Raw genomic sequence first — 26,975 nt, forward strand, 5'->3', positions numbered from 1 at the left:
CGCCGTGGAATGATGTTCGGGGCCCATGGATCTCTACCTTCCTGTCGCCAATCTCTCGGTCAATGCGCTCGTCATCGTCCTTCTCGGCGGCGGGGTCGGGTTTCTGTCGGGGATGTTCGGCGTCGGCGGCGGATTTCTGACCACCCCCTTGCTGATCTTTTACGGCATCCCGCCGACGGTCGCGGCGGCGTCGGCGGCAACGCAGGTGACCGGCGCCAGCGTGTCGGGCGCACTCGCGCATCTCGAGCGCGACGGGGTCGACCTGCGGATGGGCACGGTGCTCGTGGCCGGCGGTTTGATCGGATCGCTCGTCGGCGCGGTGCTGTTCGAACTGCTCACCGCGTGGGGCCAGATCGATACCGCAATCAACATCCTCTATGTCGCCTTGCTCGGATCGGTCGGTTCGATGATGGCGCGTGAGGCGTGGGGGGCGCTGCAACAAATGCGCGCGGGACTGCCCGCACCGGCGCGCAAACGGCGGCATCACCCGATGGTGGCCAACCTGCCGATGCGCTGGCGCTTCTATCGATCGGGCCTCTATATTTCGCCGCTCGCGCCGCTGCTGCTCGGGATATTGGTCGGCATATTGACGATGCTGCTTGGCGTCGGCGGCGGCTTCATCATGGTCCCGGCGATGCTTTATCTGCTCGGCATGGGGACGCAGGTCGTCGTCGGCACGTCGCTGTTCCAGATCTTGTTCGTGACGATTGCGACGACGATGGTCCATGCGATGACGACCGGCGCGGTCGACATCGTGCTCGCCGGCCTGTTGCTTATCGGCAGCGTCATCGGCGCGCAGGTCGGCGCGCGCTTCGCGCAGCGGCTCAAGCCCGAATATCTCCGCATGGCGCTCGCGGCGATCGTGCTCGTCGTGGCACTTCGGATGGCGGTCGACCTGTTCATCCGTCCCGACGAAATCTACACGGTCCAATGACCGTCCTGCGCGCCCTGATCGTGGGATTGGCGCTGCTTTTGGCGACAGGAACTTCGCGCGCCGCCGACCCGCGGCTCGTCCCCGATGTGTCGAGCCGTGCGATCGACATCCAGTACAGCTTCACGGGCGAGGAATTGCTGCTGTTCGGCGCCATTCTCTATCCGGGGCAAAGGCTTCCCGACGACCGGGCCGATATCGTCGTCGTCCTGAAAGGGCCGGTGCGTCCGATCATCCTCCGCGAGAAACGTCGCGTTGCCGGCATCTGGGTCAACGCGAGCAGTATCCGGCTGCGCACGACGCCCGGCTTTTATGCCATCGGGTCGTCGCGCCCGATCGACAAGCTGGTCGATGAGCGGACTGCGGCGATATTCGAACTCGGACTCGACAATCTGTCGATGTCGCCCACCGGCTTTTCGGAGGCGCAAAAGCTGGAGCGGTTCGAGGCAGGGCTGATCGACCTGTATCAGCGCCAGGGACTGTTCGTCCAAAACCCCGGGGCGGTCGAGATTACCGAGGGCGTGCTTTATCGCGCTCGCATCCCCGTGCCGGCGCGCGTTCCAGTCGGCACCTATCGCGCCGAGACCTATCTGATCAGTCGCGGCCGCGTGCTCGCGGTTGCAGCGCGCGATGTCCAGATCCGCAAGGCGGGGTTCGAACGCTTCGTCGCCTTGGCGGCCGAGCATCACGGCTTTCTCTATGGCTTGGCGGCGGTAACGCTGTCGCTGTTGCTCGGCTATGTTGCCTCGGCCATTTTCCGGCGGCGTTGAGCCAAAGTTCACGGCCTATTTACCCTCGTCTGCGATACCTGCCTCGGGATCAAATTCAGGCGGGGCACGATATGGATATGCATGGCAGCGGTTTCGCGGCGGGGGATTCAACGGCGGCGCAGCATGTGCGGCTCGCCGGCGGCGGCACGGTAACGCCCGTTGCGCCAATCGCCAATCATCACCGCGACGAGCTGCTTATCGGCGAAGTCATTGATATTTCAGGGTCGGATTCGCGAATCCTGCTCGATTCAAAGACCATCGGCCAATTGACCAGTTCGACCGACCCCGCCGTCGCAATGGCCGGTCAGGTCGGCGCGCAGGTCAAGATCCGTGTTGGCAACATCTGGCTTATCGCCAGCATCCGCGATCAGCAATTGCATCAACAGGGCGAAGGCCTGATCGTCGCGACCATCGATTTCCTCGGTGAAGGCGAAGAAGAAAAGATCACCGGCCGCATCCACAACTTCCGCCGCGGTGTGACGCGCTATCCGATCCCCGGCAGCCAAGTCTATGCCGCGACCAGCCACGACCTCAAACAAATCTACGCCGCGGACGAACGCGCGCACGTCGAAATCGGGACGGTGTATCCGACCAAGGATATTCGCGGATCGCTCTATGTCGACGCCATGCTCGGCAAGCATTTCGCTCTCCTTGGTTCGACCGGCACCGGCAAATCGACCAGCGCCGCATTGATCCTGCACAAGATCTGCGAACTCGCCCCGCAGGGCCATATTGTCATGATCGACCCGCACGGCGAATATTCGGCGGCGTTCAAGGGGACCGGCGCGCTGTTCGACGTCGACAACCTTGCCATGCCCTATTGGCTGATGAATTTCGAAGAACATTGCGAGGTGTTCGTCACCGCGCAGGGACGCGATCGCCAGACCGACTGCGACGTGCTTGCGCGCTGCCTGCTGCAGGCGCGGCAAAAGAACCGGCTCGCCGAAGGGATGACGAAGATCACGGTCGACTCGCCGATCCCCTATCTGCTCTCCGACCTGCTCAATATTCTTCAGAACGAAATGGGCAAGCTCGACAAGGCGACCTCCTCGGCCCCCTTCATGCGCATCAAGGGCAAGATCGAGGAAATGCGTGCCGACCCGCGCTATAATTTCATGTTCTCCGGCATGCTCGTCGCCGACACGATGGCCAATTTCATCGGCAAGATTTTCCGCCTGCCTTCGGACGGCCGGCCGATCTCGATCATCGACGTGTCGGGCGTCCCCTCCGACATCACGTCGGTGGTGGTCGCCGTCCTGTCACGCCTGACCTTCGACTATGCGATCTGGTCGCGCGGCGAGCCGCAACGCCCGATCCTGCTCGTTTGCGAAGAGGCGCACCGTTACATCCCCTCAAAGGACATCGGCCAGGGTCAGTCGGTTCGCAAGATCCTCGAGCGGATTGCCAAGGAAGGCCGTAAGTATGGCGTGTCGCTGGGCCTCATCACCCAGCGCCCGTCGGACCTTGCCGAAGGCGTGCTGTCGCAGTGCGGCACGATCATTTCGATGCGCCTCAACAACGATCGCGACCAGCAATATGTGAAGGCGGCGATGCCCGAAGGCGCGCGCGGCTTCATCGACTCGATCCCGGCGCTGCGCAACCGCGAGTGCATCGTCTGCGGCGAAGGTGTCGCGATCCCGATCCGCGTCTATCTCGACACGCTCGAAGAGGACAAACGCCCGGCATCGAGCGACCCGCTCTTCTCGAAACTGTGGCGCGAAACGGGCGGCGAGGCGGAAATCCTCGAGCGCGTCGTCAAACGCTGGCGCAGCCAGGGGCGGTAAAGCCCCGCGTCAATTCCCGTCATTGCGAGCGCAGCGAAGCTACCCTTTCGGCGGCTCCCAAAGCTCGATCGGATTGCCCTCGGGGTCGTGGACGCGTGCGAAGCGCCCGATGGCGGGGTCGTTCCATTCGTCCTTGGTGATGATTTCCTCGCCCGCTGCCCGAAATGGCGCGAGCACGGCATCGAGATCGTCGACCCGCAAATTGACCATATATTGCCGGTCGGGCGCGAAATAGTCGGTGTCGGCCTTGAACGGCGCGAAGACGAGCGGGCCGGCGGCGACGCTCCAGCTCCATTCGTCGACCGGGCCGTCGGCCTCTGCGCTGCAACCCGCCCCGACCCCCAGCCGCTCGCGATACCAGCGGTTGAGCGCGTCGGGGTCCTGCGCCCGAAAGAACAGCCCGCCTATGCCTTTAACATGTCCCATGCCAGTCTCCTGCTACCGCGAAGAGGGAGACTAGGCGCGAAGGTTCAGCGAATCCACTCTCCGCTCTTGCGATATTCCTCGCGCACGTCGCCCGACTGATTGAGCCGTGCGTCGGTATAGGTTGGCGGTGGGGCCACGGCGGGCTGCGGCGATGCAACCGAAGCGGGCGGCGACATCGCGCCCGGCAAAGGCGCTGCTGCCGTGTCGGGAAGCGGGGCCGCGGTTGCGGCAGCAACCGGTCCCGCGCCGGGAGCAAGTCCCTGTCCCTTCAGGATCGCGACCTGCTGCGCGACCGGCAGATAGGGTCCGGGCACCGGCTCGCGCCCCGAATAGGGTACGCGGAACGCATCGGGCATCCCCCAACGGCCGCGCCAGCGGTGAAAGATATGGGCGCCGACGATATTGGTCATGACGAGGCTCTTGCCCCAACGCGGCCAGATTGCGGTGGTATGATAGTGCGTCGCGAGCCCTACTTTCGGAAACACGGTGCCGCCGAGCGCCGCCGAGGCGACGCGGCTCGCGCGCAGCCAGTTGCGGCGCTCGGGCGTCCGCGCCATCGCGCCGTCGCAGCTGAATGTGAACTGGCACACGCCCGCGCGCTGTGACCCCTGGAACACGACGCCGCACACGGTCGAAGGAAAGCTCGGATGACGCACGCGATTGAGCACCGTTTGCGCGACGCCGCGCATCCCGTCGTCGCTTTCCGATGCGGCTTCGTAATAGATGGCGGCAGTCAGGCAATAATGCGCGCGTTCGCGGTCGAGCGCAGTAACGCCTTGGAACGCATAGCTTTTCGCCGGAGGGCCGGCGAGCGCCTCGTCGCGGAGGAGCAGCGGGTCGGCAGGTGGTTCAGGGGCGGCGTCGCTCCAGTCGATGCTGCGCGGGTCGGGCAATGTCGGGTCGATTTTGAGCGCCGCTTCATAGTCTCCCGCATTCATGATCGCCCAGCGCGCCGGGTCATAGGGCGCGAAATCGACCGGTACGGAAACGCTGTAGGGGCCAAGGCCGCGCGGCCGGAACTGCCCGGTCGAAAGCACGAGCACGAGGCTCGCGACTGTTACGACCGCAGCGAACGCAGCCCAAAAGCTCCGCCCCGGCGTTGCGGGCGCCGCCGCGGGGTCGAGCCACGCCGAGGGAGCGGAAAGGGCGAGTTCGGGCTTCATGCGTGCGTCGAATATCCAGTTCGGGCCGCCGCGAGCGATTCGCGCAGCCATTGCCGCAACAGCCTAGCCGATGAGTCGCGAACAAAGCGTTGCGACGTCCCGATTGCGCGCATCGCAGATGTGCCGCCGATTCCCGCTTGCCGACCCGCCGCGTTGCGCCTATATGCACGCTCACTCCTAGACATGGTGAACCAGTTAGGACGTCGGGGCCGCGGGCCGCGGCGGCCAAAAGCGCATGGTTCCCGGTCTGCCGATTGGGACATGGATTTGGTCGATTTTGAAGCCCTTGATGCGATTATCGCGCCCGAAGCCGAGGCGATGGGCCTCGCGCTCGTGCGCGTTGCCTTCTTTGGGGGAGAGAGCGATCCGACGTTGCAGGTGATGGCCGAGCGGCCCGAGACGCGCCAGCTGACGATCGACGATTGCGCCGGCCTGTCGCGCCGTATCTCCGAAAGGCTCGATGCGCTCGAGGAAGCGGGGAAGGACCCGATCGAAGGCGCCTATCGGCTCGAGGTTTCGTCGCCCGGCATCGACCGGCCGCTGACGCGCCCCGCCGACTTCGCCGACTGGGCGGGGCATGAGGCAAAGATTTCGCTCAAGGAAAAGCTGGACGGGCGCCAGCGGTTCAACGGTACGCTCGTCGGTATCGATGGCGACCTCGTCACGGTGATCGACAAGGAAGAGGTCGAACACAAGCTGCCGTTCGACGCGATCGACACGGCAAAGCTCGTCCTCACCGACAAATTAATAGCTGCAACCGTCCCGCTTTCGACCGAAGGCGCCGACGAAATGGAAGAAGAAGGACAGGACTGATGGCCACTGCCATTTCCGCCAACAAGGCCGAGCTGCTTGCGATCGCGAACAGCGTCGCCAGCGAGAAGATGATCGACAAGGGCATCGTCATCGAGGCGATCGAGGAAGCGATCCAGCGCGCCGCGCGCGCCCGCTATGGCGCCGAGAACGACATTCGCGCCAAGCTTGACCCGCAAACCGGCGACCTGCGTCTGTGGCGCGTCGTCGAGGTCGTCGAGCAGGTCGAGGATTATTTCAAGCAGGTCGATCTCGCGCAGGGCCAGAAGCTGCAGAAGGATGCGAAGATCGGCGACTTCATCGTCGACCCGCTCCCTGCGGTCGACCTTGGCCGCATCGACGCGCAGTCGGCGAAGCAGGTGATTTTCCAGAAGGTCCGCGAAGCCGACCGCGAACGCCAGTTCGAAGAGTTCAAGGACCGCGGCGGCGAAATCATCACCGGCGTCGTCAAGTCGGTCGAATTCGGCCACATCGTCGTCAACCTCGGCCGCGCCGAGGGCGTGATCCGCCGCGACCAGCAGATCCCGCGCGAACTGATGCGCGTCGGCGACCGCGTCCGCGCGATCATCCTGTCGGTGCGCCGCGAAAACCGCGGCCCGCAGATTTTCCTGTCGCGCGCGCACCCCGATTTCATGAAAAAGCTGTTCGCGCAGGAAGTCCCCGAAATCTACGACGGCATCATCGAGATCAAGGCCGCGGCGCGCGATCCGGGCAGCCGCGCGAAGATCGGCGTCATCAGCTATGACGGCTCGATCGACCCCGTCGGCGCGTGCGTCGGCATGAAGGGCAGCCGCGTGCAGGCGGTCGTCCAGGAAATGCAGGGCGAAAAGATCGACATCATCCCCTGGTCCGAAGACACCGCGACCTTCGTCGTCAACGCGCTTCAGCCCGCGACGGTGCAGCGCGTCGTCATCGACGAGGATGACGGGCGCATCGAAGTCGTCGTTCCCGACGACCAGCTCAGCCTCGCCATCGGTCGCCGCGGCCAGAACGTCCGCCTCGCGAGCCAGCTGACCGGCAAGCAGATCGACATCATGACCGAGGCCGACGCGAGCGAGAAGCGCCAGCGCGAATTCGTCGAACGCTCGACGATGTTCCAGGAAGAACTCGACGTCGACGAAACGCTCGCGCAGCTCCTCGTCGCAGAGGGCTTCGGCGAACTCGAGGAAGTTGCCTATGTTCCGCTCGAGGAACTGGCGGGCATCGAAGGCTTTGACGAAGAACTCGCCGAAGAGCTGCAGAGCCGCGCCGGCGAAGCGCTCGAGCGCCGCGAAGAGGCTGCGCGCACCGAACGCCGCGAACTCGGCGTCGAGGATGCACTCGCCGAAATCCCGCACCTCACCGAAGCGATGCTGGTCGTGCTCGGCAAGGCGGGGATCAAGACGCTCGACGATCTTGCCGACCTCGCGACCGACGAACTCATCGCCAAGAAGCGCAGCGACAACCGCCGCGGCCCGCCGCGCAGCGAGCGCGCCGAGGACAAGGGCGGCGTGCTCGGCGAATATGGCCTGAGCGAAGAGCAGGGTAACGAGATCATCATGGCGGCGCGCGCGCACTGGTTCGACGACGAACCCGAAGCCGCGCCGGCAGAAGCCGAAGCTTCGGCAGAACCGCAAACCGGGGAGGCCGCCGATGCGGACCCCGCGCAATGATCAGCTGAGCGAAACCGGCCGCGCGGGGAAGCGCGGGAAGCACGTGCCCGAAAGGCGCTGTGTGGTGACCGGCGAGGTTGCGCCGGCGCACCGGCTCGTGCGCCTCGCGCTCGGCCCCGACGGCACCATCGCGCCCGACGTCCATGCCAAGGCGCCGGGGCGCGGCGCGTGGATCGGCGTCGATCGTGCCGCGCTCGAGGCGGCGCAGGCAAAGGGCAAGCTCAAGGGAGGGCTCGCGCGCGCCTTGCACACCGGCGATTTTTCGATTCCCGACGACCTCGGTGCGCGCATCGAGGCACAGCTCGCACGCGCGACGCTCGACCGGCTCGGGCTCGAATCGCGTTCGGGCACCCTGATTTCGGGTAACGAGAAAATCGAGCAGGCGGCGCGGCGCGGCCAGGTCCGCTTGCTCCTCCACGCGGCCGACGCGGGCGAGGACGGACGCAAGAAACTGGCGCAGGCATGGCGGGTTGGCGAGGACGACGAAGGGTCGGGCCGCGAGGGGCTGACCTTGCCGGTGGACCGCGGCACCCTATCTATGGCATTGGGGCGCGAGAACGCGGTGCATTTGGGTGTGACCGACGCCCGCGCCGCCGACCGGGTGCTGGCGCATTTGAGCCGCTGGCAGTTTTTCACCGGATGGAGTAGGGACGCGGCGAGCCGCGCTTCCGACATGATATCCCGTGCAGCGGGAAATGGGGCGGCGTCCGCGGATTCTGCCGAACTACGGCCGATTTCGGGCGATATTTGAAGGAATGATGAGTTTCGATGAGTGACGAACAGGACAAGCCGACCCTCAGCCGCAAGCCCCTCGGGCTGAAGCGGACGGTCGAGGCCGGACAGGTGCAGCAGCAATTCAGCCACGGGCGCCGCAATACGGTGGTCGTCGAGGTGAAGCGCCGCCGTGTGCTTGGCCGCCCGGGCGAAACGCCGCCGGCCACAGAGGCCGAAGAGGCACAGGCTACGCCCGCCCCTGCTCCTGCACCCGCCCCGGCGCCTGCGCCGAAGCCTGCCGCGCCCAAGGCCGACAGCCTGATGACGCGTCAGGAACGCCAGGCGCAGTTGCTGCGCGAGGCCGAAGAGGCGCGCCTCGCCGCGCTCGAGGAAGCGCGCCGCCGCGAAGAGGCCGAGCGTGCGAAAGCGATCGAAGTGGAAAAGGCTCGCGCCGCCGAAGCGCGCGAGGAAAAGGCGAAGGAAGCCAAGGTCGAACCCGCGCCGGCTCCCGAGGCGCCCGCGACGCCAGCCGACGAAGCGCCTGCCGCGGACAAGAGCGAAGAAGTCGCCGCCGCGCGCCCGGCAAGCACCGCGCCTGCGCCGCGCCGCTTCACGCCGGTCGAGGCGCCGAAACGTTCCGAACCGAAGCGTCCCGAGCAAAAGAAAGAACATCGCGGTGACCACCGCCGCCAGTCGGGCAAGCTCACCGTCACCCGCGCGCTCAACGAGGATGAAGGCGCGCGTGCGCGCAGCCTCGCCGCGCTCAAGCGTGCGCGCGAAAAGGAAAAGCGTTCGCACCAGGTGTCGAGCGGGCCGCGCGAGAAGCAGGTGCGTGAGGTTGTGGTGCCCGACACGATCACCGTGCAGGAACTCGCGAACCGCATGGCCGAAAAGGGCGCCGACCTGGTGAAGGCGTTGTTCAAGATGGGCATGCCGGTGACCGTCAACCAGACGATCGACCAGGATACCGCCGAACTGCTCGTCACCGAATTCGGGCATGAAATCAAACGCGTGAGCGAAGCCGACATCGACATCCGTCACGATATGGACGTCGACGATCCGGCAAAGCTGCAACCGCGTGCGCCGGTGGTCACGATCATGGGCCACGTCGACCACGGCAAGACCAGCCTGCTCGACGCGCTGCGCGGCGCGAATGTGCAGGCCGGTGAGGCGGGCGGCATTACGCAGCATATCGGCGCCTATCAGGTGAAGACTCCTGACGGCTCGATCGTCACCTTTCTCGATACGCCGGGCCACGAAGCGTTCACCGAGATGCGCGCGCGCGGTGCGAATGTCACCGACGTCGCGATTCTCGTGGTCGCGGCCGACGACGGGCTGAAACCGCAGTCGATCGAGTCGATCAATCATGCCAAGGCGGCGGGCGTGCCGATCATCGTTGCGATCAACAAGATCGACAAGGAAGGCGCGAACCCGCAGCGCGTGCGCGAACGCCTGCTCGAGCACGAGATCATCGTCGAGGCGATGGGCGGCGAAGTGCAGGATGTCGAGGTGTCGGCGCTCAAGAAGACCAATCTCGACAAGCTGCTCGACGCGATCGCGCTGCAGGCCGAGATCATGGAACTGAAGGCGAACCCCGACCGCAACGCCGAAGGCACGGTGGTCGAGGCAAAGCTCGACAAGGGCCGCGGCCCGGTCGCGACGATCCTCGTTCGCCGCGGCACGCTGCGCGTCGGCGACATCTTTGTCTGCGGCGCAGAAAGCGGCCGCGTCCGTGCGCTCGTCAACGATCAGGGTCAGCAGGTCAAGGAAGCCGGCCCGTCGATGCCGGTCGAGGTGCTCGGCCTCGGCGGCGTGCCGATGGCGGGCGACACGCTCGTCGTCGTCGACAACGAGGCGCGCGCGCGCGAAGTTGCGGCCTATCGCCAGGAACAGGCGCTCAAGAAGCGGACGGCGCAGGCGCCGGTCAGCCTCGAGGGCATGTTCTCGGCGCTCGCCGACAAGGCCAATGTCATCGAATATCCGGTGGTCATCAAGGGCGATGTGCAGGGCAGCGTCGAGGCGATCGTCAACGCGCTCAACAAGCTGTCGACCGACGAAATCCGCGTCCGTGTGCTGCATTCGGGCGCCGGCGCGATCACCGAAAGCGATGTCACGCTCGCGGCCGCGACCAACGCGCCGATCATCGGCTTCAACGTTCGTCCGAACGCGAAGGCGCGCGAGATCGCGAACCGCGAAAAAGTGCGCTTCATGTACTATGACGTCATCTATCACCTGACCGAGGAGGTCGCGAAGGAGATGGCGGGCGAGCTCGGCCCCGAACGCGTCGAAACCGTCGTCGGCCGCGCCGAGGTCAAGGAAGTCTTCCCGGCGGGCAAGCGCGACAAGGCCGCAGGCCTGCTCGTGCTCGAAGGCTCGATCCGCAAGGGGCTCCACGCGCGTCTCACGCGCGACGACGTCATCGTTTCGGCAACGACGATCGCCTCGCTCCGCCGCTTCAAGGACGACGTTGCCGAAGTGCGCGCGGGTCTCGAGTGCGGTGTCGTGCTGTCGGATACCAACGACATCAAGGCGGGCGACAATCTGGAAGTGTTCGAGGTCGAATTGCGCGAACGGACGCTGTAACCTCTTTGTGCCCCCGCGAAGGCGGGGGCCCAGAGCGGCATGGAGCCACGATAGATGGGGTCGAGGCCGGGCTATGTTTATATCATGGCCAGCGCCCGAAACGGCACCATCTATATCGGCGTCACAAGCAACCTTGCGAAGCGAGCGTGGGAGCATCGTGAAGGCGTCGTCGCAGGTTTTGCCCGCGATTATGGCTGCAAATCGCTTGTCTGGTTTGCGGCCTTTGATGATATTCAGGATGCGCGCGTTTACGAACTGCGTATGAAGAAATGGAAACGCGCCTGGAAACTGCGCGCGATTGAAGAGATGAATCCGCTGTGGAACGATTTATACCCGACGCTGACGCCGTGACGCTCTGGACCCCCGCCTTCGCGGGGGCACTTGGAGGGTGGAATGCGTCATAACGAAAAATCGGACGGCCCCTCGGTCCGGGTTTTGCGCGTGGGCGAACAGGTGCGGCATATCCTGTCCGAAATCCTCGCGCGCGGCGACGTCCACGACGATCTGCTCACCAGGCATCCGGTCAGCGTGACCGAAGTGCGCATGTCGCCCGACCTCCGCCATGCGACGGTGTTCGTGAAGCCGCTGCTCGGCAAGGACGAGGAAGCGGTGATCAAGGCGCTACGCACCAACACCGCCTACCTCCAGCGCGAGGTCGCGCACCGCATCCGCATGAAATATGCCGCGAAGTTGAAATTCCTGCCCGACGAAAGCTTCGACGAGGCGACGCACATCGACGCCCTGCTGCGCGACCCGAAGGTCGCACGGGACTTGGAGCGCGGCGAGGGCGAATGAGGCAGGTGGCGCCGCTCGTCGTTGCCACACTGGTGGCGATCGGTGCGGCATTATCGCCTGCTTTTCTGTCGCCGGAGTTCGTGCGACCGTCGCACAAAGATGCGCTCGACATCCTAGAAGCTGCCGCCGACTATAATCTGTTGATAAGCAATGCCGAGGCTGGTGGCCAATCGGTGCCGCTGCTGCCCGAATCCGCAAAGTCCGACCATATCAAGTTCATCGAGACCAAGGCGTGCGGCGCGGTCGAGGCGACCGAAGATTGCGTGATACTTGACGTGAACTTGGGTGAGAATGCCGGACGTTTACTGGTGGCGTCGTGGCACGACGCGGGCGTAAACTTGGAAAGCCATCAGGGGATCAATGCAGATAATCCGCTTCCCAAAATCATCGACATTCGACGTCTGCAATCTCCAAGCGCTGAAAAGCTGGCGCGACTACAAATTGCCGCATCGCGACCGAAAGTCGATTTTATCGCGCCCTCCGGGCTCGACGCCAACGAGGCTCGCAGTCGGATCATGTTGCGCGGGGATACTCCAGAACGCCATCTTCGCATTTATTCGGCGCCATGGGTCACCGACGATATCGCCTTCATGGAGGTTGGGCTGATCTGCGGCGACTTATGCGGACGCGGGGAAAATTACGCGCTGCGAAAAGTCAGTGGAAAATGGCGCGTCATAGCCGTCCAGCCGAGCTGGGTCTCCTGACGATTGACTACTTCCCCTTCTTGATCCCCGCCGCCGCTTCCAGCTCGACCAGCGCTTCCTCCAGATAATCGATCATCCGCTGCGCGTGCGGGACGCTGCGGCGGCACGCGGTGATGCCGAAATCGATATTCTTGAAGTTCGACACCTGCGTGATGTTCATCGCCATGCCGTCGACGGGGATGCTCGCGGGATACATGCCGTCGAGCCGCGCGCCGTTCCAGTACATTTGCTCGCGCGGGCCGGGGACGTTGGAGATGGTCACCGAATAGGCCGGAAATTTGTCGGCGGTGCGCGTCAATGCGGTGAGCATCATCGGGAAGCTGGTGATCGCGGTGTAAAGCTGGATCTGCTGCGCGGTCATCGCGCGGAGCTGCGCTTTTGCCGAGTTCATCGATTCCTGGATCATCGCCATTCGTGTGGCCGGATCGTCGATATGCGTCGCCAGATTGGCGGTCACCGATGCGACCGAATTGCCCGAATCGACGTCGTCGGCGGGGCGGATCGACACCGGCGCCATCGCTTTGAGCGGCTTGTCGGGAAGCTCGTTCAGCGATTGCAGATATTTCCGCATCGCGCCCGCGCACATGCCGAGAACGGCGTCGTTGATCGTGCCGTCATAGGCCTTGCCCATCGCGCGCACGCGATCGAGCGACCAGCTTTGCGCGACGAAGCGCCGCGCGCCGGTGATATTGCGGTTGAAGCTGGTGCGCGGCACGCCCGCAAAAGGTGTCACAAGCCCGTCGCCGCCGATCCCGAACATCGCCGCAAGATATTGGTTCAGCGCCTTGGTCACCCCGACGCTGTTTCCCCATTGCTCCTTCAGGAAATCGCCGATCGCCTTGATGTCCATCAGGTTCGGGCGCGGCGGCTTCTTGGGCGGCGGGAACAGGCGCTTATAGGCTTCATAGGCCTCGACCGAGAGCGGCGAGGCGCTCCGCCGTTCGTCGGGGTCTGCCGACAGCATCGAATTATAGAAATGGATGCTCGCCGCGCCGTCCATCAGCGCGTGGTGCACCTTTTTGAACGTCGCGATCTGGCGGTTGGGAAGCCCCGAGATCAGCGTGATTTCCCACAGGGGCCGTGTGCGGTCGAGCAGGCTCGAATGGAGCCGCGATGCCAGCTCGAACATTTCGCGATAGCGCCCCGGTTTGGGCAGCGCTGCGGCGCGGACATGATAGTGCATGTCGATGTCGCGGTCGGGCTCCAGCCGGATCGGACCGTACTGGCCGAGCGCAGTGAGCTTCAGCACCTCGCTGAACGGACGCCGCAATCCTTCCGACTGGCGCAGCAGGGCCAGTTGATCGCGGAGCCATTCGGTTTCGTCGGCGCCTTCGGGCAAGGTATAGAGATTGATGCCGCCGATGTGCATCGGCGTCTCGCGGCTCTCGCCCCACAGGAACATCGCGTCGGTGACCGGCATCAGACGCATCGGCAGCTCTCCCCCGTCCAAATGCTGCGTTGCTGTCGCGCACAGCATGACAGGGGCCGGTGGCGAGTCAAGCAAAGCCGCGGAGGAGCGACCGCGCACAAGAAGGATTGGCGAAACGGGGGCGGCGCAGTATCGGCACCGCAATGGCCAAGCTCTATTTCTATTATGCCAGCATGAATGCCGGCAAGTCGACGACGCTGTTGCAGGCGGATTTCAACTATCGCGAGCGCGGGATGGAAACGATGCTGTGGACCGCGGCGCTCGACGACCGGTACGGCGCGGGACAGATCACCAGCCGGATCGGCCTGCTGGCGGAGGCGCATAAATTCGATCCCGAAAGCGACCTTTGGGAAGGCGTGACCGCCGAGCATCGCAACCGTCCGCTCGCCTGTGTGCTCGTCGACGAGGCGCAATTCCTGTCGCGCGCGCAAGTTCTGCAACTCGCGCGGCTTGCCGACGAGGCCAACATCCCCGTGCTCTGTTATGGTCTGCGCACCGATTTTGCTGCAAACCTCTTTCCCGGATCGGCGGCGCTCCTCGGTCTCGCCGACGCGCTCGTAGAGCTCAAGGCGGTGTGCGAATGCGGGCGCAAGGCGACGATGAACCTGCGCGTCGATGAACGGGGCCGCGCGGTGGTCGAGGGCGCGCAGACCGAGATCGGCGGCAACGACCGCTATGTCGCGATGTGCCGCCGCCATTTCATGCAAAAGCGGCGCGAAGCGGCACAGAGGAACTTTGATGCGTGACCGGCTTTATGTCGACCTGGCCGATGGAACGCTGCGCCTCGTCCGGCTGGTCGAGGCGCACCGCGACGAGTTGCGCGCGGCGTGCGCGCTCGATGCCGACATCTGGCCCATCTACGCAACGAGTTTCGATCCCGATCATTTCGACGCCAGCTTTAGCGCGCTGATCGGCAATGACATGCGTATGCCCTATGCTATTTTCGACGGCGACCGGCTGATCGGCATGACCGCGTGGCTGCGTCCCGACTGGTCGGCGCAGACGGCGGAGGTCGGCAACAGCTATATCGTTCCCGATGTGCGGGGCAGCGGGATCAACCGCCGCATCAAGCGCTTGATGCTCGACCACGGCTTTTCCGTCGGCCTTCGCCGCGTCGAATTCCGCATCGATGAACGCAACACGCGCAGTCAGGCGGCGGTCGCCAAGCTCGGCGGTACCAAGGAAGGGACGCTGCGCGCCGAGCGTATCATCTGGACGGGGCACCGCCGCGACACCGCGCTCTGGTCGATCCTCGCCGACGAATGGACGGGCGGTCTGCGCGGCCGGTCGTAATTTCCGTCAGTGGCGGTTCAGCTTCTGCATGATAGAGGTGCTGCCATGAACAAGATACTCGCACTCTCCCTGGCCGCTTCGCTGCTACCCCTTTCGGCAGCGGCGGCCAACGAGCCCGCCGAGGCGCCGCGCGCGCTCGGCGAAGAAGCCAGCATCGTCTTTCCGAGCGACTCGACGATCCGCAACTGGCGCGCCGATCGCGACCGCGGCATCTGGGTGCAGGATCGCCGGGGCGACTGGTTCTATGGAACCTTCGCCGGAATTTGCCGCGACATCGACTTTGCACCGCAGATTGCGGTCGACTCGCGCGGCGTCAATCGACTTGACCGCTTCGCCACCATCCTCGTGCGCGGCGAGCGCTGCCCGCTTGTCTCCTTCGTGACCTCGGCACCGCCACCATCGAAGGAGGGTGCGTCGAAGGAAGACAAGAAGACCGCCGATGCGGCCGAGGACGCAGTGGCAAATTGACAAGCGGCCCGCGCGCACCGTAGCGGCGCGCAGGTGAACGGCTGGATCATCCTCGACAAACCCGTGGGCCTCGGCTCGACGCAGGCGGTTGGCGCGGTCAAGCGCGTGTGCCGCGAGGCGGGGCTCGGCAAGGTCAAGGTCGGCCATGGCGGCACGCTCGACCCGCTGGCGTCGGGGGTTCTCCCGATCGCGCTTGGCGAGGCGACCAAGCTTTGCGGCCGGATGCTCGACGCGAGCAAGATTTATGACTTTACCGTGCAGTTCGGGACCGAGACCGCGGGCCTGGATGCCGAGGGCGACGTTGTGGCGACAAGCGATGTGCGGCCGACGTTGGCGGCGATTGAGGCGGTTCTCCCGCAGTTCACCGGGCCGATCGAACAGGTGCCGCCGGCCTATTCGGCGATCAAGATCGATGGCGAGCGCGCCTATGATCTTGCGCGCAAGGGCGAAGCCGTCGAGATGAAGGCGCGGGGGGTGACGGTTTATTCCCTTCGTCATGCCGGACTTGATCCGGCATCCATTGCCGCGGGCGCCGAATGGACCCCGGATCAAGTCCGGGGTGACGAGGGTGGGGGAGGGGGCATCGAATCCCTGACCCTCACCGCACACGTCTCGAAAGGCACCTATATCCGCTCCCTCGCGCGCGACATCGCCCGCGCGGTCGGAACTGTCGGCCATGTCACTATGCTTCGACGCACCAAAGCGGGACCGTTCACGCTCGATCAGGCGATTTCGCTGGACAAATTGAACGCATTCGGCCAAGGGGCCGCGCAATCAGAGATATTTCTGCCGCTGGAGGCAGGGCTGGTCGACATCCCGGCTCTGGACCTCTCCCCGGAAGCGGCAGGGGCGATCCGTCAGGGTCGCGTCTGGACCGGGGAAAGCACGCAGGACGGGCTCTATTGGGGACGGGACAGCCAAAAGCGGCCCGTCGCACTGGTGGAGGCTTTGGCGGGAACGCTGAAGGTCGTGCGGGGCTTCAATCTCTAAGCATCGATGTCGAAGGAAGAATGACATGTCGATTACTGCCGAACGCAAGGCCGAACTCATCAAGGAACACGCCCGCGAAAAGGGTGACACGGGTTCGCCCGAAGTTCAGGTCGCGATCCTCACCGATCGCATCAACACGCTGACCGAACATTTCAAGGCGCATCACAAGGACAATCACAGCCGCCGCGGGCTGCTGATGATGGTCAACAAGCGTCGCAGCCTCCTCGACTATCTGAAAAAGAAGGACGAAGGCCGCTACGCCGACCTGATCGCGAAGCTGGGTCTTCGCAAATAATGACGGTGGACGGCCCCGCTCCGGGGCCGTTTGCTTACCAAGTCTCCGTTCGCCCCGAGGAGGGACTGAGCGAAGGCGAAGGCCCGTCTCGAAGGGCCTTGCGATCCTTCGAGACGCCATTCGACAGGCTCAATGGCTTCTCGGGAAGAGCGGCGTTGGGTTGTTCAAGGGGCTGCCCGCATCCGGCGGGTTCGCCATTTGGGGCAGACAGACGCCCCGCACCGCCCGGGCCGGACTGCCCGGAACAGAGGCCCCGCCCGGCATAGGGCCAGGCGGGCGAAGGAAACCACATGTTTGACGTGAAAAAAGTATCGATCGAGTGGGGCGGTGAAACGCTGACGCTCGAAACGGGCAAGGTTGCCCGCCAGGCCGACGGCGCCGTGATGGCGACGCTGGGCGAAACGGTCGTCCTGTGCGCCGTGACCGCCGCGAAGTCGGTGAAGGACGGGCAGGATTTCTTCCCGCTCACCGTCCATTATCAGGAAAAATATTCGGCCGCCGGGCGCATCCCGGGCGGCTTCTTCAAGCGCGAACGCGGCGCGACCGAAAAGGAAACGCTGGTCAGCCGCCTGATCGACCGTCCGATCCGCCCGCTGTTCCCCGAAGGTTTCTATAACGAAATCAACGCCATCGCCCAGGTTCTGAGCTATGACGGCCACAATGAGCCCGACATCCTCGCGATGGTCGCGGCGTCGGCCGCGCTCACCATTTCGGGCGTGCCCTTCATGGGCCCGATCGGCGCCGCGCGCGTCGGTTATGTCGACGGCGAATATATCCTCAACCCGACCGACGAGCAGGTTGCCGAAGGCGACCTCGACCTCGTCGTTGCCGCGACGCACGATGCGGTGATGATGGTCGAATCCGAAGCCAATGAGCTGTCGGAAGAGATCATGCTCGGCGCCGTGATGTTCGCGCACGACGCGTGCCGCGAAGTCGTGAAGGCGATCATCAGCCTTGCCGAACAGGCCGCCAAGGATCCGTGGGAAATCGCATCGTCGGACGACAATGCCGCGCTCAAGGACAAGCTCAAGAAGCTGATCGGCAAGGACATTGCCGCCGCCTACAAGCTGACCGACAAGTCGGCGCGCTCGAACGCGCTCAACGAAGCGCGCGCGAAGGCGAAGGAACAGTTCACCGCCGACGGCCTCGAGCCGCAGCAGGTGATGGCGGGCATCAAGCTCACCAAGAAGCTCGAAGCCGAAATCGTCCGCACCGCCATCCTCAAGGAAGGCAAGCGCATCGACGGCCGCACGACGACGCAGATTCGTCCGATCGTCGCCGAAACGCACTTCCTGCCCCGCGCCCACGGCTCGGCGCTGTTCACCCGCGGCGAGACGCAGACGATCGCGACCTGCACGCTCGGCACCAAGGATGCGGAGCAGATGATCGACGGCCTCAACGGCCTGTCGTACCAGCACTTCATGCTGCACTATAACTTCCCGCCCTATTCGGTCGGTGAAGTCGGCCGCTTCGGCGCGCCGGGGCGCCGCGAAGTCGGTCACGGCAAGCTCGCGTGGCGCGCGCTGCACCCCGTGCTGCCGACGAAGGACGAGTTCCCCTATACGATCCGCCTGACCAGCGACATCACCGAATCGAACGGTTCGTCGTCGATGGCGTCGGTGTGCGGCGGTTCGCTGTCGATGATGGACGCCGGCGTGCCGATCAAGCGCCCCGTGTCGGGCATCGCGATGGGCCTGATCCTCGAAGGCAAGGATTATGCGATCCTGTCGGACATCCTGGGCGATGAAGACCATCTCGGCGACATGGACTTCAAGGTCGCGGGCACGTCCGAAGGCATCACCACGATGCAGATGGACATCAAGATTGCGGGCATCACGCGCGAGATCTTCGAGGCCGCGCTCAATCAGGCGAAGGAAGGCCGCGCGCACATCCTTGGCGAGATGGCAAAGGCGCTGGGCGAAGCCCGCACCGAGCTGTCGGCGCACGCGCCGCGCATCGAAACGATGCAGATCGACAAGGCGAAGATCCGCGATGTCATCGGCACGGGCGGCAAGGTGATCCGCGAGATCGTCGCGACCACCGGCGCCAAGGTCGACATCGACGACGAAGGCCTGATCAAGATTTCGTCGAGCGACCTCGACCAGATCGAGGCCGCGCGCAAGTGGATCGCGGGCATCGTCGAGGAAGCCGAAGTCGGCAAGATCTATGACGGCAAGGTCGTCAACCTCGTCGATTTCGGCGCGTTCGTGAATTTCATGGGCGGCAAGGACGGTCTCGTCCACGTCAGCGAAATCCGCAACGAGCGCGTCGAAAAGGTCGCCGACGTCCTGAGCGAAGGCCAGGAAGTCAAGGTCAAGGTGCTCGAGATCGACCCGCGCGGCAAGGTCCGCCTGTCGATGCGCGTCGTCGACCAGGAAACCGGCGAGGAACTCGAAGACACCCGCCCGGCGCGCGAACCGCGCGGTGACCGCGGCCCCCGCCGTGACGGCGGCGACCGCGGCGATCGTGGTGATCGTGGCCGTGGCGGCCGCGACCGTGGCCCGCGCCGTGATGGCGGTGATCGCGGTCCGCGCCGCGAACGCAGCGACAATGTCCCCGAGGATCAGGGCCATGTGCCCGACTTCCTGAAGGACTGATCTTTCCGGTTACGGATTGACGAAAGGGGCCGCTGTTCAGCGGCCCCTTTTTTATATCGGCTTCGGGGTGGGGAGCTGCTGCTAAATCCTCCCTGTGGCGAAGCCATGGGGAGGGGGACCGCTCGCGTAGCGAGGGGTGGAGGGGCCGCGACGCTGCGCCATCAGCCCCTCCGTCAGCCCTGCGGGCTGCCACCTCCCCATGCCTGGGGCACAGGGAGGATCTGATGTCCGCAATCGGTCGCTTTCCAACATTCCTGTGTCCGTTCGTGTAGAGTGAAGTCGAGACACCCATCGATACACCGCCTATCCCGATGGACATCTCGACTTCGACCAAGGGCAAAATCAGTCGAACAGCCGCTCGGCATAGACCGCGCGAAGCTGCGACCAATTGTCCCAGTGCGGCGCGGCCCGGGTCCCGCGCAGCCGCGCTTCGAGCACGTCGACATGCGCGTGCCAGCCGGCGCTGACGTTGAGCAGGACCGACGGGTCCTCGATGCGGCGATGGACGATGATCAGCAGCACCTCGTCGCCTTTCTCCTCCAGCGTGAAGGTCACGCCGCCGGTGCTGCCCCATGTGATCGACAGGCTGTGGGGCGCGTCGATCGCGGTGACTTCGCACGTCATGCGATGCTCGGCATCAAAGCCGTCGGGGCGCGTGCCCGGCGGATCGGTCAGCTCGTCGTTGCGCCACACGAAATCGACCGCCGCGCCGACCTTTTCTTCCATCGCGCCCGCGGCGAGCCATTGGCGGCGAAGCTCGCCATCGGTCAGGTAGGACCAGACGCGGTCGATGGGGCCGGGAAGCAGGCGTTGCAGCGTCAGCGTCGCGGGTTCGGTCACGACGCCATAGGCGTCGTCGGCAAGCATTGCGGTCATCGTCATTCTCCTTTTTTCGGGGGGAGGGGATTTTTCGCGGGATCGGCGCGCAGCAGCGCTTCGAGGGCGTCGAGGCGGCCGGTCCAATAGCGGCGGTACATGCCGATCCACCGGTCGGCGCTCATCAGCGGCGCGGGCTCGAGGCTGCAAATATGCGTGCGGCCGCGCACCTCGCGGCGGACCATGCCGGCGCGTTCGAGCACCTTGATATGCTTCGACGCCGCGGCGAGCGACATGGCATGCGGCTCGGCGAGCGCGCTCACCGTGCTCTCGCCCTCGGCGAGCTGCGCGAGCATCGCGCGCCGCGTCGCATCGCCGAGCGCCTGAAAGACTGTGTCGAGTGTCTGCGAATCATGTTCAACCATGTGGTTAAATATGCTGCTTCGCCCGAGTATTGTCAACCATAAGGTTGAATATTGTCGGGAGGGGCGATTGGGGCTTTCGCCGCTGCCGCGATGACCGCATAATGACGGGCATGTTGCAGACTCTCCTCGCGGCGCTCGCGCTTGCCGCCCAGCCCGCCGATACGCCTCCCGCGCCCGAACCCGCTGCCCCGGCGGTGGAACCCGACACGCGTCCGCATGTGGCGCTCGTCACCGATCTCGGCACGATGATCGTCCGGATCGAGGATCGGCGTGCACCGGTGACGGCCAGGAATTTCCTCCGCTACGTCGACGCAAAGCGGCTCGACGGCTTCAAATTCTATCGCTCGACGCGCAGCTGGGGGCCGGCGAACATGCTCGTCCAGGCGGGCAATCGCGGCGACGCGCGGCTCAACTTCCCGCCCATCGCGCACGAGCCGACGACGCAGACGGGTCTGACCAACTGCAAGGGCGCATTGTCGATGGCGCGGCTCAACCCCGGCGATGCGACGAGCGATTTCTTTGTGCTGCTGTCCGACATCAAGGGCTTCGACGCCGACGCGCAGGGCGGCGACGGCGCGGGCTTTGCCGTGTTCGGCGAACTGGTCGCGGGCGCCGACGTCGCCGAGAAAATCTACGCCGCGCCGATTTCGGAGACGCTGGGCGAAGGCGTAATGCTCGGCCAGATGCTCGACCCGCAGGTCGCGATCAGGAGCGCACGCCGCGTTCCCGCACCCGCCGACGCGCCGCAGGGCTGCGTCGTCAAGGCGCCATAAAGGCGCGGCGGACCCCCATCATTTATTTTGCGTTCATCGGCGCTGTGGCTATACCGCGCGCATGACTCAGCGTTCCTCCCTGCGCGCCTCGACGCGCCTGCTCGCCGCCGCTCTTGTTATCACGCCCTTGCTGGCGGCCTGCGCCGGTGGCGGCGGGGTCAAAAAGGACACGCGCTATGTCGCGCGCGATGTCAGCACGCTCTATCGGGCGGCGCAGGAGCGGCTCGATCGCCAGCAATATGGCCTCGCCGCCGCGCTGTTCGACGAGGTAGAGCGCCAGCATCCCTATTCGCCCTGGGCGCGCCGCGCGCAGCTGATGAGCGCGTTTTCCTATTATATGGACCGCGAATATACCCCGGCGATCGAGGCGGCGCAGCGCTTCCTGTCGATCCACCCCGGCAACAAGGACGCGCCCTACGCCTATTATCTGATCGGGCTCAGCTATTATGAGCAGATCAGCGACGTCACCCGCGACCAGAAGATCACCGAGCAGGCGAAAAATGCGCTCGGGGAAGTCATCCGTCGCTATCCCGACAGCCGTTATGCCGCTGACGCGCGCCTGAAGGTCGACCTGGTGCAGGATCACCTCGCGGGCAAGGAGATGGAGATCGGCCGCTTTTATCAGCGCAGCTCGAACTGGCTCGCCGCGTCGATCCGCTTTCGCGAGGTGACCGACAAATATCAGACGACGAGCCACGCGCCCGAGGCGCTTTATCGCCTCACCGAATGCTATCTCGCGCTCGGCATCCCGTCCGAAGCCAAGAAGTCGGCCGCGGTGCTCGGGGCGAACTACCCGGGCAGCGAATGGTACGACCGGGCCTACGACCTGATGCAGAAGCACGCACCGGCCGCCTGATGCCCGAACGTCGCCCCCGCGCAGGCGGGGGCCGCTGTCGTTCTTGCGTAACCTTTCCTGCGGCCCCCGCCTGCGCGGGGGCGACATGTTACTACCGAATAGATTCTGCCTTTGTTCTGCGGTAAGGACGTGCCGTGCTGACCGCTTTGTCCATCGCCAACATCGTGCTGATCGAGCGGCTCGACCTCGAATTCGAGGCGGGGCTGGGCGTGCTCACGGGTGAGACAGGGGCGGGCAAGTCGATCCTGCTCGACGCGCTCGGGCTGGCGCTCGGGATGCGCGCCGACACCGCACTCGTTCGTCAGGGCGCCGACCGCGCGCAGGTGACCGCGAGCTTCGCGCCGCCTGCGTCCGGTACCGCGCTCGCCGCGCTGCTCGCCGACAACGACATTGCGCTCGACCCCGGCGAACCGCTGCTGATCCGCCGCACGCTCAAGGCCGATGGCGGCAGCCGCGCGTTCGTCAACGACCAGCCCTGCTCGGCGGCGCTGCTGCGCGAGGTCGGCGGCCACCTCGTCGAAATCCACGGCCAGCACGACGACCGCGGGCTGCTCGCACCGGCGGGGCATCGCGCGCTGCTCGATGCCTATGCGCGCGCCGATACGGGCGCGGTCGCCGCCGCGCATGCCGCGTGGCGCGCCGCCGAGGAAAGGCTCGCCGCGGCACGCGCCGCGATTGCCGAGGCGACGCGCGACCGCGAATGGCTCGAGCATTGCGTCGCCGAGCTTCGCGCGCTCGCGCCGCAGCCGGGTGAAGAGGCCGAACTCGCCGAGGCGCGCGCCGCAATGCAGAAGGGCGAGCGGATCGCGGGCGACCTTGGCGCGATCATGGAGGCGTTCGACGGCAGCGCGGGCGGCCCGGCGCTGCTGCGCGGCGCGGCGCGGCGGCTCGACCGGCTCGCGGGCGATCACCCGCTGCTTGCCGAAGCGCTCGCGAGCCTCGACCGCGCGATCATCGACGCCGACGAGGCCGAGACGAAATTGCACGAGGCGGCGCGTGCGATGGAATATGACCCCGACCGCCTCGAAGCCGCCGAGACGCGGTTGTTCGAACTGCGCGCGATGGCGCGCAAACATGGCGTCCAGCCCGACGAACTTGCGGCGCTCACCGACGACCTCGCGGCGCGGCTCGACGCGATCGAGGGCGGCAGCGCCGGCCTCGCAAAGCTCGAAGCCGCGGTCGCCGAAAGCGCCGCCGCCTACACCCACGCCGCGACCGCGCTGTCGGACCAGCGCGCCAAGGCAGCGGCACGGCTCGACGCCGCGGTCGCGGGCGAGCTTGCGCCATTGAAACTCGACGCCGCGCGCTTCCGGACGCTCGTCGAGCGGCTGCCCGCCGAACGCTGGGGCGCCGACGGCATCGACCGCGTCGAATTCCTCATCGCGACGAACCCGGGCGCGCCTTTCGCCCCGCTCGCCAAGATCGCGAGCGGCGGCGAATTGTCGCGCTTCATCCTCGCGCTCAAGGTCGCGCTTGCCGAAGAGGGCGGCGCCGACACGATCATCTTCGACGAAATCGACCGCGGCGTCGGCGGCGCGGTTGCGAGCGCGATCGGCGAGCGGCTCGCGCGGCTCGCGGGCGCGGGCAAGCAATTGCTCGCGGTGACGCACAGTCCGCAGGTTGCGGCCAAGGGCGCGGCGCATTTCGTCATCGCCAAATCGAGCGAAGGAACGGTCACGCGCACGAGCGTCCACGCGCTCGACGAAGCCGGCCGCCGCGAGGAAATCGCGCGCATGCTGTCGGGCGCCGAAGTGACGGAAGAGGCACGGGCGCAGGCGGAGCGGTTGCTGGAGGTGGCGGCGTGATCGCGCACCCGCTCGACCGCCCGATCTGGTCGATGCTCACCGGGCGGCAGGCGCATCTGGCCGAGGGCGATGCGCGCGCGGTGCGGATTGATCGCGGGTACGGGCCGTTCGGCGCGGCGGCGGACGAGGCGGCGGAGGCGCAGGCGGCGCTCGCGGCGCTCGTTCCTGCCGATGGCGAGCTGTGGATCGTCGAAGGCGCGCCGCCGCCGCTCCCGCCCGCTACGCGCGAGGTCAAGCGCGCGGTGCTCGCGCAGATGGTCGCCGAAGGCCCGCCGCCCCCGCCGCGCGCCGACGAGCCCGTCATCGTCGCGCTCGGCGAGGCCGACGCTGCCGAGATGCGCGCGCTCGCCGAACATGCGCAGCCGGGGCCGTGGGGTCCGAAGACGCATCTTTACGGCCCCTTTTTCGGTGTCCGCGAGAATGGCCGCCTGCTTGCGATGGCGGGGCAGCGGATGCTGATGCCCGGCATGGCCGAAGTCAGCGGCGTCGCGACCTGGGCCGATTGCCGCGGTCGCGGCCTTGCGCGCGCGCTGATCGGCCATGTCATGCGCGCAATGGTCGCACGCGGTGAGACGCCCTTCCTCCACAGCTATGCCGACAATGCGGGCGCGATTGCGCTCTACGAATCGCTGGGCTTTCGGCACCGGCGGCAAATTCATCCGCTGGTGGTGGCGCGGAGCACCGATTGAGAATTGCCCCTCGCAAGCGCTGTGCGCCGGTGGCAAAGACGGGCCGATGAAGGACATCGAATCGCTGACCGAGGCTGACGCCGCGAACGAGCTGATGCGGCTCGCCAAGGCAATCGCGCACCACAACCGGCTCTATCATGCCGAGGACAGCCCGGAGATTTCGGACGCCGATTATGACGCGCTCGTCCGCCGCAACAATGCGATCGAGGCGGCCTTCCCGCACCTGATCCGCGCCGACAGTCCGAACAAGCTCGTCGGTGCCGCGGTCGAGGCGTCGCCGCTCGCCAAGGTCACGCATGCGCAGCGGATGATGAGCCTCGACAACGCCTTTGCGGCCGAGGATGTCGCCGAATTCGCGGCGCGCGTCCGCCGCTTCCTCAACCTCGGCGAGGACGAGCCGGTCGCGCTTACGGCCGAGGACAAGATCGACGGCCTGTCCTGTTCGCTGCGTTACGAAAAAGGCGAGCTCGTTCAGGCGGCGACGCGCGGTGACGGCAGCGTCGGCGAGGATGTCACCGCGAATGTCGCGACGATTGCCGACATTCCCCAATCACTCGTCGCCCCCGCGACGGACATTCCCGACGTTTTCGAAATCCGCGGCGAAGTCTATATGGCCAAGGCCGATTTCGCCGCGCTCAACGCGCGCCTGCTCGCCGAGGCCGACGATCCCGACAAGGCGCGCCAGTTCGCCAACCCGCGCAACGCCGCGGCAGGCTCGCTGCGCCAGAAGGATGCGAGCGTCACTGCGGCACGCCCCTTGCGCTTTCTCGCGCACGGTTGGGGCGAGGTCAGCGACCTGCCCGAAGACACGCAATTTGCGATGATGAAGCGCATCGAAGGCTGGGGCGTCCCGGTGTCGCCGTTGCTCGCGCGCTTCGACAGCGTCGAGGCGGTGCTCGCCCATTATGCCGACATCGAGCGCCGCCGCGCCGAGCTGCCCTATGACATCGACGGCGTCGTCTACAAGGTCGACCGGCTCGACTGGCAGACGAGGCTCGGCTTCGTGGCAAAGGCGCCGCGCTGGGCGATCGCGCACAAATTCCCCGCCGAACGCGCGCAGACGACGCTCGAGGCGATCGACATCCAGGTCGGGCGCACCGGCAAGCTGACCCCCGTGGGGCGCCTCACTCCCGTCACCGTTGGCGGCGTCGTCGTCTCGAACGTCACCCTGCACAACCGCGACGAGATCGAACGGCTCGGCGTGCGGCCGGGCGACCGCATCGTCGTCCAGCGCGCGGGCGACGTCATCCCGCAGGTCGTCGAAAACCTGACCCGCGACGAGGAGCGCGTGCCCTTCGTCTTTCCCGACCACTGCCCGGTGTGCGGCAGCGAGGCGGTCGCCGAAGAGGGCGAGGTCGATGTCCGCTGCACCGGCGGGCTGATCTGCGCAGCGCAGAAATTCGAACGCCTGCGCCATTTCGTCAGCCGCGGCGCGCTCGATATCGAGGGGCTGGGCGAAAAGAGCATCGAGGAGTTTCTGGCGCTCGGCTGGCTCGACAAGGGACCCGCCGACATCTTCCGCCTCAAAAATCATCGCGACGAACTGCTGGTGCGCGAAGGATGGAAGGAAAAGTCGGTCGAAAACCTCCTCGCCGCGATCGAGGCAAAGCGCCAGCCCGATGCGGCGCGACTGCTCTTCGGGCTCGGTATCCGCCATGTCGGCGCGGTGACCGCGCGCGACCTGATGAAGGGTCTGGGCGACATTGCCCGGCTCCCCGCCAAGGCGCAGGAAATTCACGCCTATCTGGCCGAGCATCCACAGGACGAAGGCGAATCCGACGGCAAATATATGGCGCGCAAGGTGGAGGCGATCAAAGCGATCCTCGAGGTTCGCGCCGACGGCATCGGCGCCGCGGTCGGCGAGGCGCTCGCCGACTTCTTCCACGAACCGCACAACCGTGACCTGTGGGACGACCTTCTCTCGCAAGTCTCGCCGCCGCCCTATGTCGTCGAGACGCGCGACAGCGAGGTGTCGGGCAAGACCGTCGTCTTCACCGGCAAGCTCGAAACGATGAGCCGCGACGAAGCCAAGGCGCAGGCGGAGAAGCTGGGGGCCAAGGCCGCGGGCAGCGTCAGCGCCAAGACCGACCTTGTCGTCGCGGGACCGGGCGCGGGATCGAAACTCAAGCAAGCCGCGGCGCTGGGCATTCCGGTGATCGACGAGGCCGCATGGGCGGCGATTGTGGAGGCGGCGGGTTAGGCAGGCG

26 protein-coding genes are annotated in these 26,975 nt (G+C 65.7%); 21 read left to right on the forward strand and 5 right to left on the reverse strand.

The window, feature by feature from the left end:
- The first annotated feature begins 25 nt into the window (after positions 1-25).
- The 3 genes from H7692_RS12130 (at position 26) to H7692_RS12140 (ending at position 3,485) form a co-directional block, all read left to right on the forward strand.
- The gene (locus H7692_RS12130) at positions 26-934 is read left to right on the forward strand and encodes a sulfite exporter TauE/SafE family protein (RefSeq protein ID WP_201928044.1); all 909 of its coding nucleotides are present in this window, start codon (positions 26-28) and stop codon (positions 932-934) included.
- The gene (locus tag H7692_RS12135; RefSeq protein ID WP_201928043.1) at positions 931-1,701 is read left to right on the forward strand and encodes a TIGR02186 family protein; all 771 of its coding nucleotides are present in this window, start codon (positions 931-933) and stop codon (positions 1,699-1,701) included. The genes H7692_RS12130 and H7692_RS12135 overlap by 4 nt, the downstream gene beginning before the upstream one ends.
- A gap of 71 nt (positions 1,702-1,772) precedes the next feature.
- The gene (locus H7692_RS12140) at positions 1,773-3,485 is read left to right on the forward strand and encodes an ATP-binding protein (protein WP_201928042.1); all 1,713 of its coding nucleotides are present in this window, start codon (positions 1,773-1,775) and stop codon (positions 3,483-3,485) included.
- A gap of 39 nt (positions 3,486-3,524) precedes the next feature.
- On the opposite strand, the gene H7692_RS12145 is transcribed toward H7692_RS12140, so the two are convergent.
- Complete coding sequence (locus H7692_RS12145) at positions 3,525-3,911, reverse strand: VOC family protein (protein WP_227340234.1); 387 nt, start codon at positions 3,909-3,911, stop codon at positions 3,525-3,527.
- A 44-nt stretch (positions 3,912-3,955) separates the two neighbouring features.
- Positions 3,956-5,125, reverse strand: a complete 1,170-nt coding sequence (locus H7692_RS12150; protein ID WP_227340235.1) for a cell wall hydrolase — start codon at positions 5,123-5,125, stop codon at positions 3,956-3,958.
- Positions 5,126-5,341: 216 nt separating this feature from the next.
- Between H7692_RS12150 and rimP the strand changes: the two genes are divergently transcribed.
- The 7 genes from rimP to H7692_RS12185 are packed head-to-tail and all read left to right on the forward strand — an operon-like array spanning position 5,342 to position 12,332.
- Positions 5,342-5,887 carry a ribosome maturation protein RimP gene (rimP, locus tag H7692_RS12155; RefSeq protein ID WP_390881116.1) on the forward strand — a complete coding sequence of 182 codons (546 nt, stop codon included), beginning with the start codon at positions 5,342-5,344 and terminating at the stop codon, positions 5,885-5,887.
- Positions 5,887-7,536: a transcription termination factor NusA gene (gene nusA, locus H7692_RS12160; protein ID WP_201928039.1), complete on the forward strand. Its 1,650-nt coding sequence runs from the start codon at positions 5,887-5,889 to the stop codon at positions 7,534-7,536. The genes rimP and nusA overlap by 1 nt, the downstream gene beginning before the upstream one ends.
- Entirely contained in the window at positions 7,517-8,287 is a 771-nt protein-coding gene (locus H7692_RS12165; RefSeq protein ID WP_201928038.1) for a DUF448 domain-containing protein, read from the forward strand. Before nusA ends, H7692_RS12165 begins: the two co-directional genes overlap by 20 nt.
- A 17-nt stretch (positions 8,288-8,304) precedes the next feature.
- On the forward strand, positions 8,305-10,833 hold the full coding sequence (gene infB, locus H7692_RS12170; RefSeq protein WP_227340236.1) for a translation initiation factor IF-2: 2,529 nt from the start codon (positions 8,305-8,307) through the stop codon (positions 10,831-10,833).
- 54 nt (positions 10,834-10,887) lie between these two features.
- Positions 10,888-11,184, forward strand: coding sequence for a GIY-YIG nuclease family protein (locus tag H7692_RS12175; RefSeq protein ID WP_201928036.1), 297 nt, complete (start codon positions 10,888-10,890; stop codon positions 11,182-11,184).
- 42 nt (positions 11,185-11,226) lie between these two features.
- The gene (gene rbfA / locus H7692_RS12180; protein WP_201928035.1) at positions 11,227-11,628 is read left to right on the forward strand and encodes a 30S ribosome-binding factor RbfA; all 402 of its coding nucleotides are present in this window, start codon (positions 11,227-11,229) and stop codon (positions 11,626-11,628) included.
- Positions 11,629-11,633: 5 nt separating this feature from the next.
- Positions 11,634-12,332 carry a hypothetical protein gene (locus H7692_RS12185; protein WP_227340237.1) on the forward strand — a complete coding sequence of 233 codons (699 nt, stop codon included), beginning with the start codon at positions 11,634-11,636 and terminating at the stop codon, positions 12,330-12,332.
- Between the two features lie 7 nt (positions 12,333-12,339).
- Here the strand turns inward: H7692_RS12185 and H7692_RS12190 are convergent, their stop codons facing one another.
- Entirely contained in the window at positions 12,340-13,761 is a 1,422-nt protein-coding gene (locus H7692_RS12190; protein WP_201928033.1) for a WS/DGAT/MGAT family O-acyltransferase, read from the reverse strand.
- Positions 13,762-13,904: 143 nt separating this feature from the next.
- On the opposite strand from H7692_RS12190, the gene H7692_RS12195 reads away from it, so the two are divergent.
- From H7692_RS12195 to pnp, 6 genes are all read left to right on the forward strand, one after another.
- The gene (locus tag H7692_RS12195; protein ID WP_227340238.1) at positions 13,905-14,507 is read left to right on the forward strand and encodes a thymidine kinase; all 603 of its coding nucleotides are present in this window, start codon (positions 13,905-13,907) and stop codon (positions 14,505-14,507) included.
- Positions 14,500-15,054: a GNAT family N-acetyltransferase gene (locus H7692_RS12200; RefSeq protein ID WP_227340239.1), complete on the forward strand. Its 555-nt coding sequence runs from the start codon at positions 14,500-14,502 to the stop codon at positions 15,052-15,054. The genes H7692_RS12195 and H7692_RS12200 overlap by 8 nt, the downstream gene beginning before the upstream one ends.
- Before the next feature lie 45 nt (positions 15,055-15,099).
- Positions 15,100-15,522, forward strand: coding sequence for a DUF6491 family protein (locus H7692_RS12205; protein WP_222137008.1), 423 nt, complete (start codon positions 15,100-15,102; stop codon positions 15,520-15,522).
- A gap of 33 nt (positions 15,523-15,555) precedes the next feature.
- Positions 15,556-16,512 carry a tRNA pseudouridine(55) synthase TruB gene (gene truB, locus H7692_RS12210; RefSeq protein ID WP_227340240.1) on the forward strand — a complete coding sequence of 319 codons (957 nt, stop codon included), beginning with the start codon at positions 15,556-15,558 and terminating at the stop codon, positions 16,510-16,512.
- 25 nt (positions 16,513-16,537) lie between these two features.
- Entirely contained in the window at positions 16,538-16,807 is a 270-nt protein-coding gene (rpsO, locus tag H7692_RS12215; RefSeq protein WP_201928029.1) for a 30S ribosomal protein S15, read from the forward strand.
- A gap of 290 nt (positions 16,808-17,097) precedes the next feature.
- The gene (gene pnp, locus H7692_RS12220; RefSeq protein WP_201928028.1) at positions 17,098-19,404 is read left to right on the forward strand and encodes a polyribonucleotide nucleotidyltransferase; all 2,307 of its coding nucleotides are present in this window, start codon (positions 17,098-17,100) and stop codon (positions 19,402-19,404) included.
- Positions 19,405-19,746: 342 nt separating this feature from the next.
- Here pnp and H7692_RS12225 read toward each other — a convergent pair whose 3' ends face one another.
- Both H7692_RS12225 and H7692_RS12230 read right to left on the reverse strand, forming a co-directional pair.
- Positions 19,747-20,280: an SRPBCC family protein gene (locus tag H7692_RS12225; protein ID WP_222137010.1), complete on the reverse strand. Its 534-nt coding sequence runs from the start codon at positions 20,278-20,280 to the stop codon at positions 19,747-19,749.
- 2 nt (positions 20,281-20,282) lie between these two features.
- Positions 20,283-20,645 carry an ArsR/SmtB family transcription factor gene (locus H7692_RS12230; RefSeq protein ID WP_201928026.1) on the reverse strand — a complete coding sequence of 121 codons (363 nt, stop codon included), beginning with the start codon at positions 20,643-20,645 and terminating at the stop codon, positions 20,283-20,285.
- A gap of 110 nt (positions 20,646-20,755) precedes the next feature.
- Here H7692_RS12230 and H7692_RS12235 point away from each other — a divergent pair, with 110 nt between their 5' ends.
- From H7692_RS12235 to ligA, 5 genes are all read left to right on the forward strand, one after another.
- Positions 20,756-21,418, forward strand: a complete 663-nt coding sequence (locus H7692_RS12235; RefSeq protein WP_222137011.1) for a peptidylprolyl isomerase — start codon at positions 20,756-20,758, stop codon at positions 21,416-21,418.
- 61 nt (positions 21,419-21,479) lie between these two features.
- Entirely contained in the window at positions 21,480-22,274 is a 795-nt protein-coding gene (locus H7692_RS12240) for an outer membrane protein assembly factor BamD (RefSeq protein WP_201928024.1), read from the forward strand.
- 134 nt (positions 22,275-22,408) lie between these two features.
- Positions 22,409-24,079 carry a DNA repair protein RecN gene (gene recN / locus H7692_RS12245; protein WP_222137012.1) on the forward strand — a complete coding sequence of 557 codons (1,671 nt, stop codon included), beginning with the start codon at positions 22,409-22,411 and terminating at the stop codon, positions 24,077-24,079.
- Positions 24,076-24,768 carry a GNAT family N-acetyltransferase gene (locus H7692_RS12250; RefSeq protein ID WP_227340241.1) on the forward strand — a complete coding sequence of 231 codons (693 nt, stop codon included), beginning with the start codon at positions 24,076-24,078 and terminating at the stop codon, positions 24,766-24,768. The genes recN and H7692_RS12250 overlap by 4 nt, the downstream gene beginning before the upstream one ends.
- A 46-nt stretch (positions 24,769-24,814) precedes the next feature.
- Positions 24,815-26,968 (forward strand): NAD-dependent DNA ligase LigA, encoded by a 2,154-nt coding sequence (ligA, locus tag H7692_RS12255; protein ID WP_227340242.1) that lies wholly within the window; start codon positions 24,815-24,817, stop codon positions 26,966-26,968.
- The last annotated feature ends 7 nt before the right edge of the window (positions 26,969-26,975 follow it).

The organism is Sphingopyxis sp. P8 (genome assembly GCF_020622175.1).
In the GTDB taxonomy this organism is placed as follows: Bacteria; Pseudomonadota; Alphaproteobacteria; order Sphingomonadales; family Sphingomonadaceae; genus Sphingopyxis; species Sphingopyxis jiangsuensis.

Excerpts from the sequence above, each read along its gene's own strand:
- H7692_RS12130 (WP_201928044.1), top strand. The coding sequence starts at position 26 with ATGGATCTCTACCTTCCTGTCGCCAATCTCTCGGTCAATGCGCTCGTC.
- H7692_RS12135 (WP_201928043.1), top strand. The coding sequence starts at position 931 with ATGACCGTCCTGCGCGCCCTGATCGTGGGATTGGCGCTGCTTTTGGCG.
- H7692_RS12140 (WP_201928042.1), top strand. The coding sequence starts at position 1,773 with ATGGATATGCATGGCAGCGGTTTCGCGGCGGGGGATTCAACGGCGGCG.
- H7692_RS12145 (WP_227340234.1), bottom strand. The coding sequence starts at position 3,911 with ATGGGACATGTTAAAGGCATAGGCGGGCTGTTCTTTCGGGCGCAGGAC.
- H7692_RS12150 (WP_227340235.1), bottom strand. The coding sequence starts at position 5,125 with ATGGCTGCGCGAATCGCTCGCGGCGGCCCGAACTGGATATTCGACGCA.
- nusA (WP_201928039.1), top strand. The coding sequence starts at position 5,887 with ATGGCCACTGCCATTTCCGCCAACAAGGCCGAGCTGCTTGCGATCGCG.
- H7692_RS12165 (WP_201928038.1), top strand. The coding sequence starts at position 7,517 with ATGCGGACCCCGCGCAATGATCAGCTGAGCGAAACCGGCCGCGCGGGG.
- infB (WP_227340236.1), top strand. The coding sequence starts at position 8,305 with ATGAGTGACGAACAGGACAAGCCGACCCTCAGCCGCAAGCCCCTCGGG.
- H7692_RS12175 (WP_201928036.1), top strand. The coding sequence starts at position 10,888 with ATGGGGTCGAGGCCGGGCTATGTTTATATCATGGCCAGCGCCCGAAAC.
- rbfA (WP_201928035.1), top strand. The coding sequence starts at position 11,227 with ATGCGTCATAACGAAAAATCGGACGGCCCCTCGGTCCGGGTTTTGCGC.
- H7692_RS12190 (WP_201928033.1), bottom strand. The coding sequence starts at position 13,761 with ATGCGTCTGATGCCGGTCACCGACGCGATGTTCCTGTGGGGCGAGAGC.
- H7692_RS12195 (WP_227340238.1), top strand. The coding sequence starts at position 13,905 with ATGGCCAAGCTCTATTTCTATTATGCCAGCATGAATGCCGGCAAGTCG.
- H7692_RS12200 (WP_227340239.1), top strand. The coding sequence starts at position 14,500 with ATGCGTGACCGGCTTTATGTCGACCTGGCCGATGGAACGCTGCGCCTC.
- H7692_RS12205 (WP_222137008.1), top strand. The coding sequence starts at position 15,100 with ATGAACAAGATACTCGCACTCTCCCTGGCCGCTTCGCTGCTACCCCTT.
- rpsO (WP_201928029.1), top strand. The coding sequence starts at position 16,538 with ATGTCGATTACTGCCGAACGCAAGGCCGAACTCATCAAGGAACACGCC.
- pnp (WP_201928028.1), top strand. The coding sequence starts at position 17,098 with ATGTTTGACGTGAAAAAAGTATCGATCGAGTGGGGCGGTGAAACGCTG.
- H7692_RS12225 (WP_222137010.1), bottom strand. The coding sequence starts at position 20,280 with ATGACCGCAATGCTTGCCGACGACGCCTATGGCGTCGTGACCGAACCC.
- H7692_RS12230 (WP_201928026.1), bottom strand. The coding sequence starts at position 20,645 with ATGGTTGAACATGATTCGCAGACACTCGACACAGTCTTTCAGGCGCTC.
- H7692_RS12235 (WP_222137011.1), top strand. The coding sequence starts at position 20,756 with ATGTTGCAGACTCTCCTCGCGGCGCTCGCGCTTGCCGCCCAGCCCGCC.
- H7692_RS12240 (WP_201928024.1), top strand. The coding sequence starts at position 21,480 with ATGACTCAGCGTTCCTCCCTGCGCGCCTCGACGCGCCTGCTCGCCGCC.
- ligA (WP_227340242.1), top strand. The coding sequence starts at position 24,815 with ATGAAGGACATCGAATCGCTGACCGAGGCTGACGCCGCGAACGAGCTG.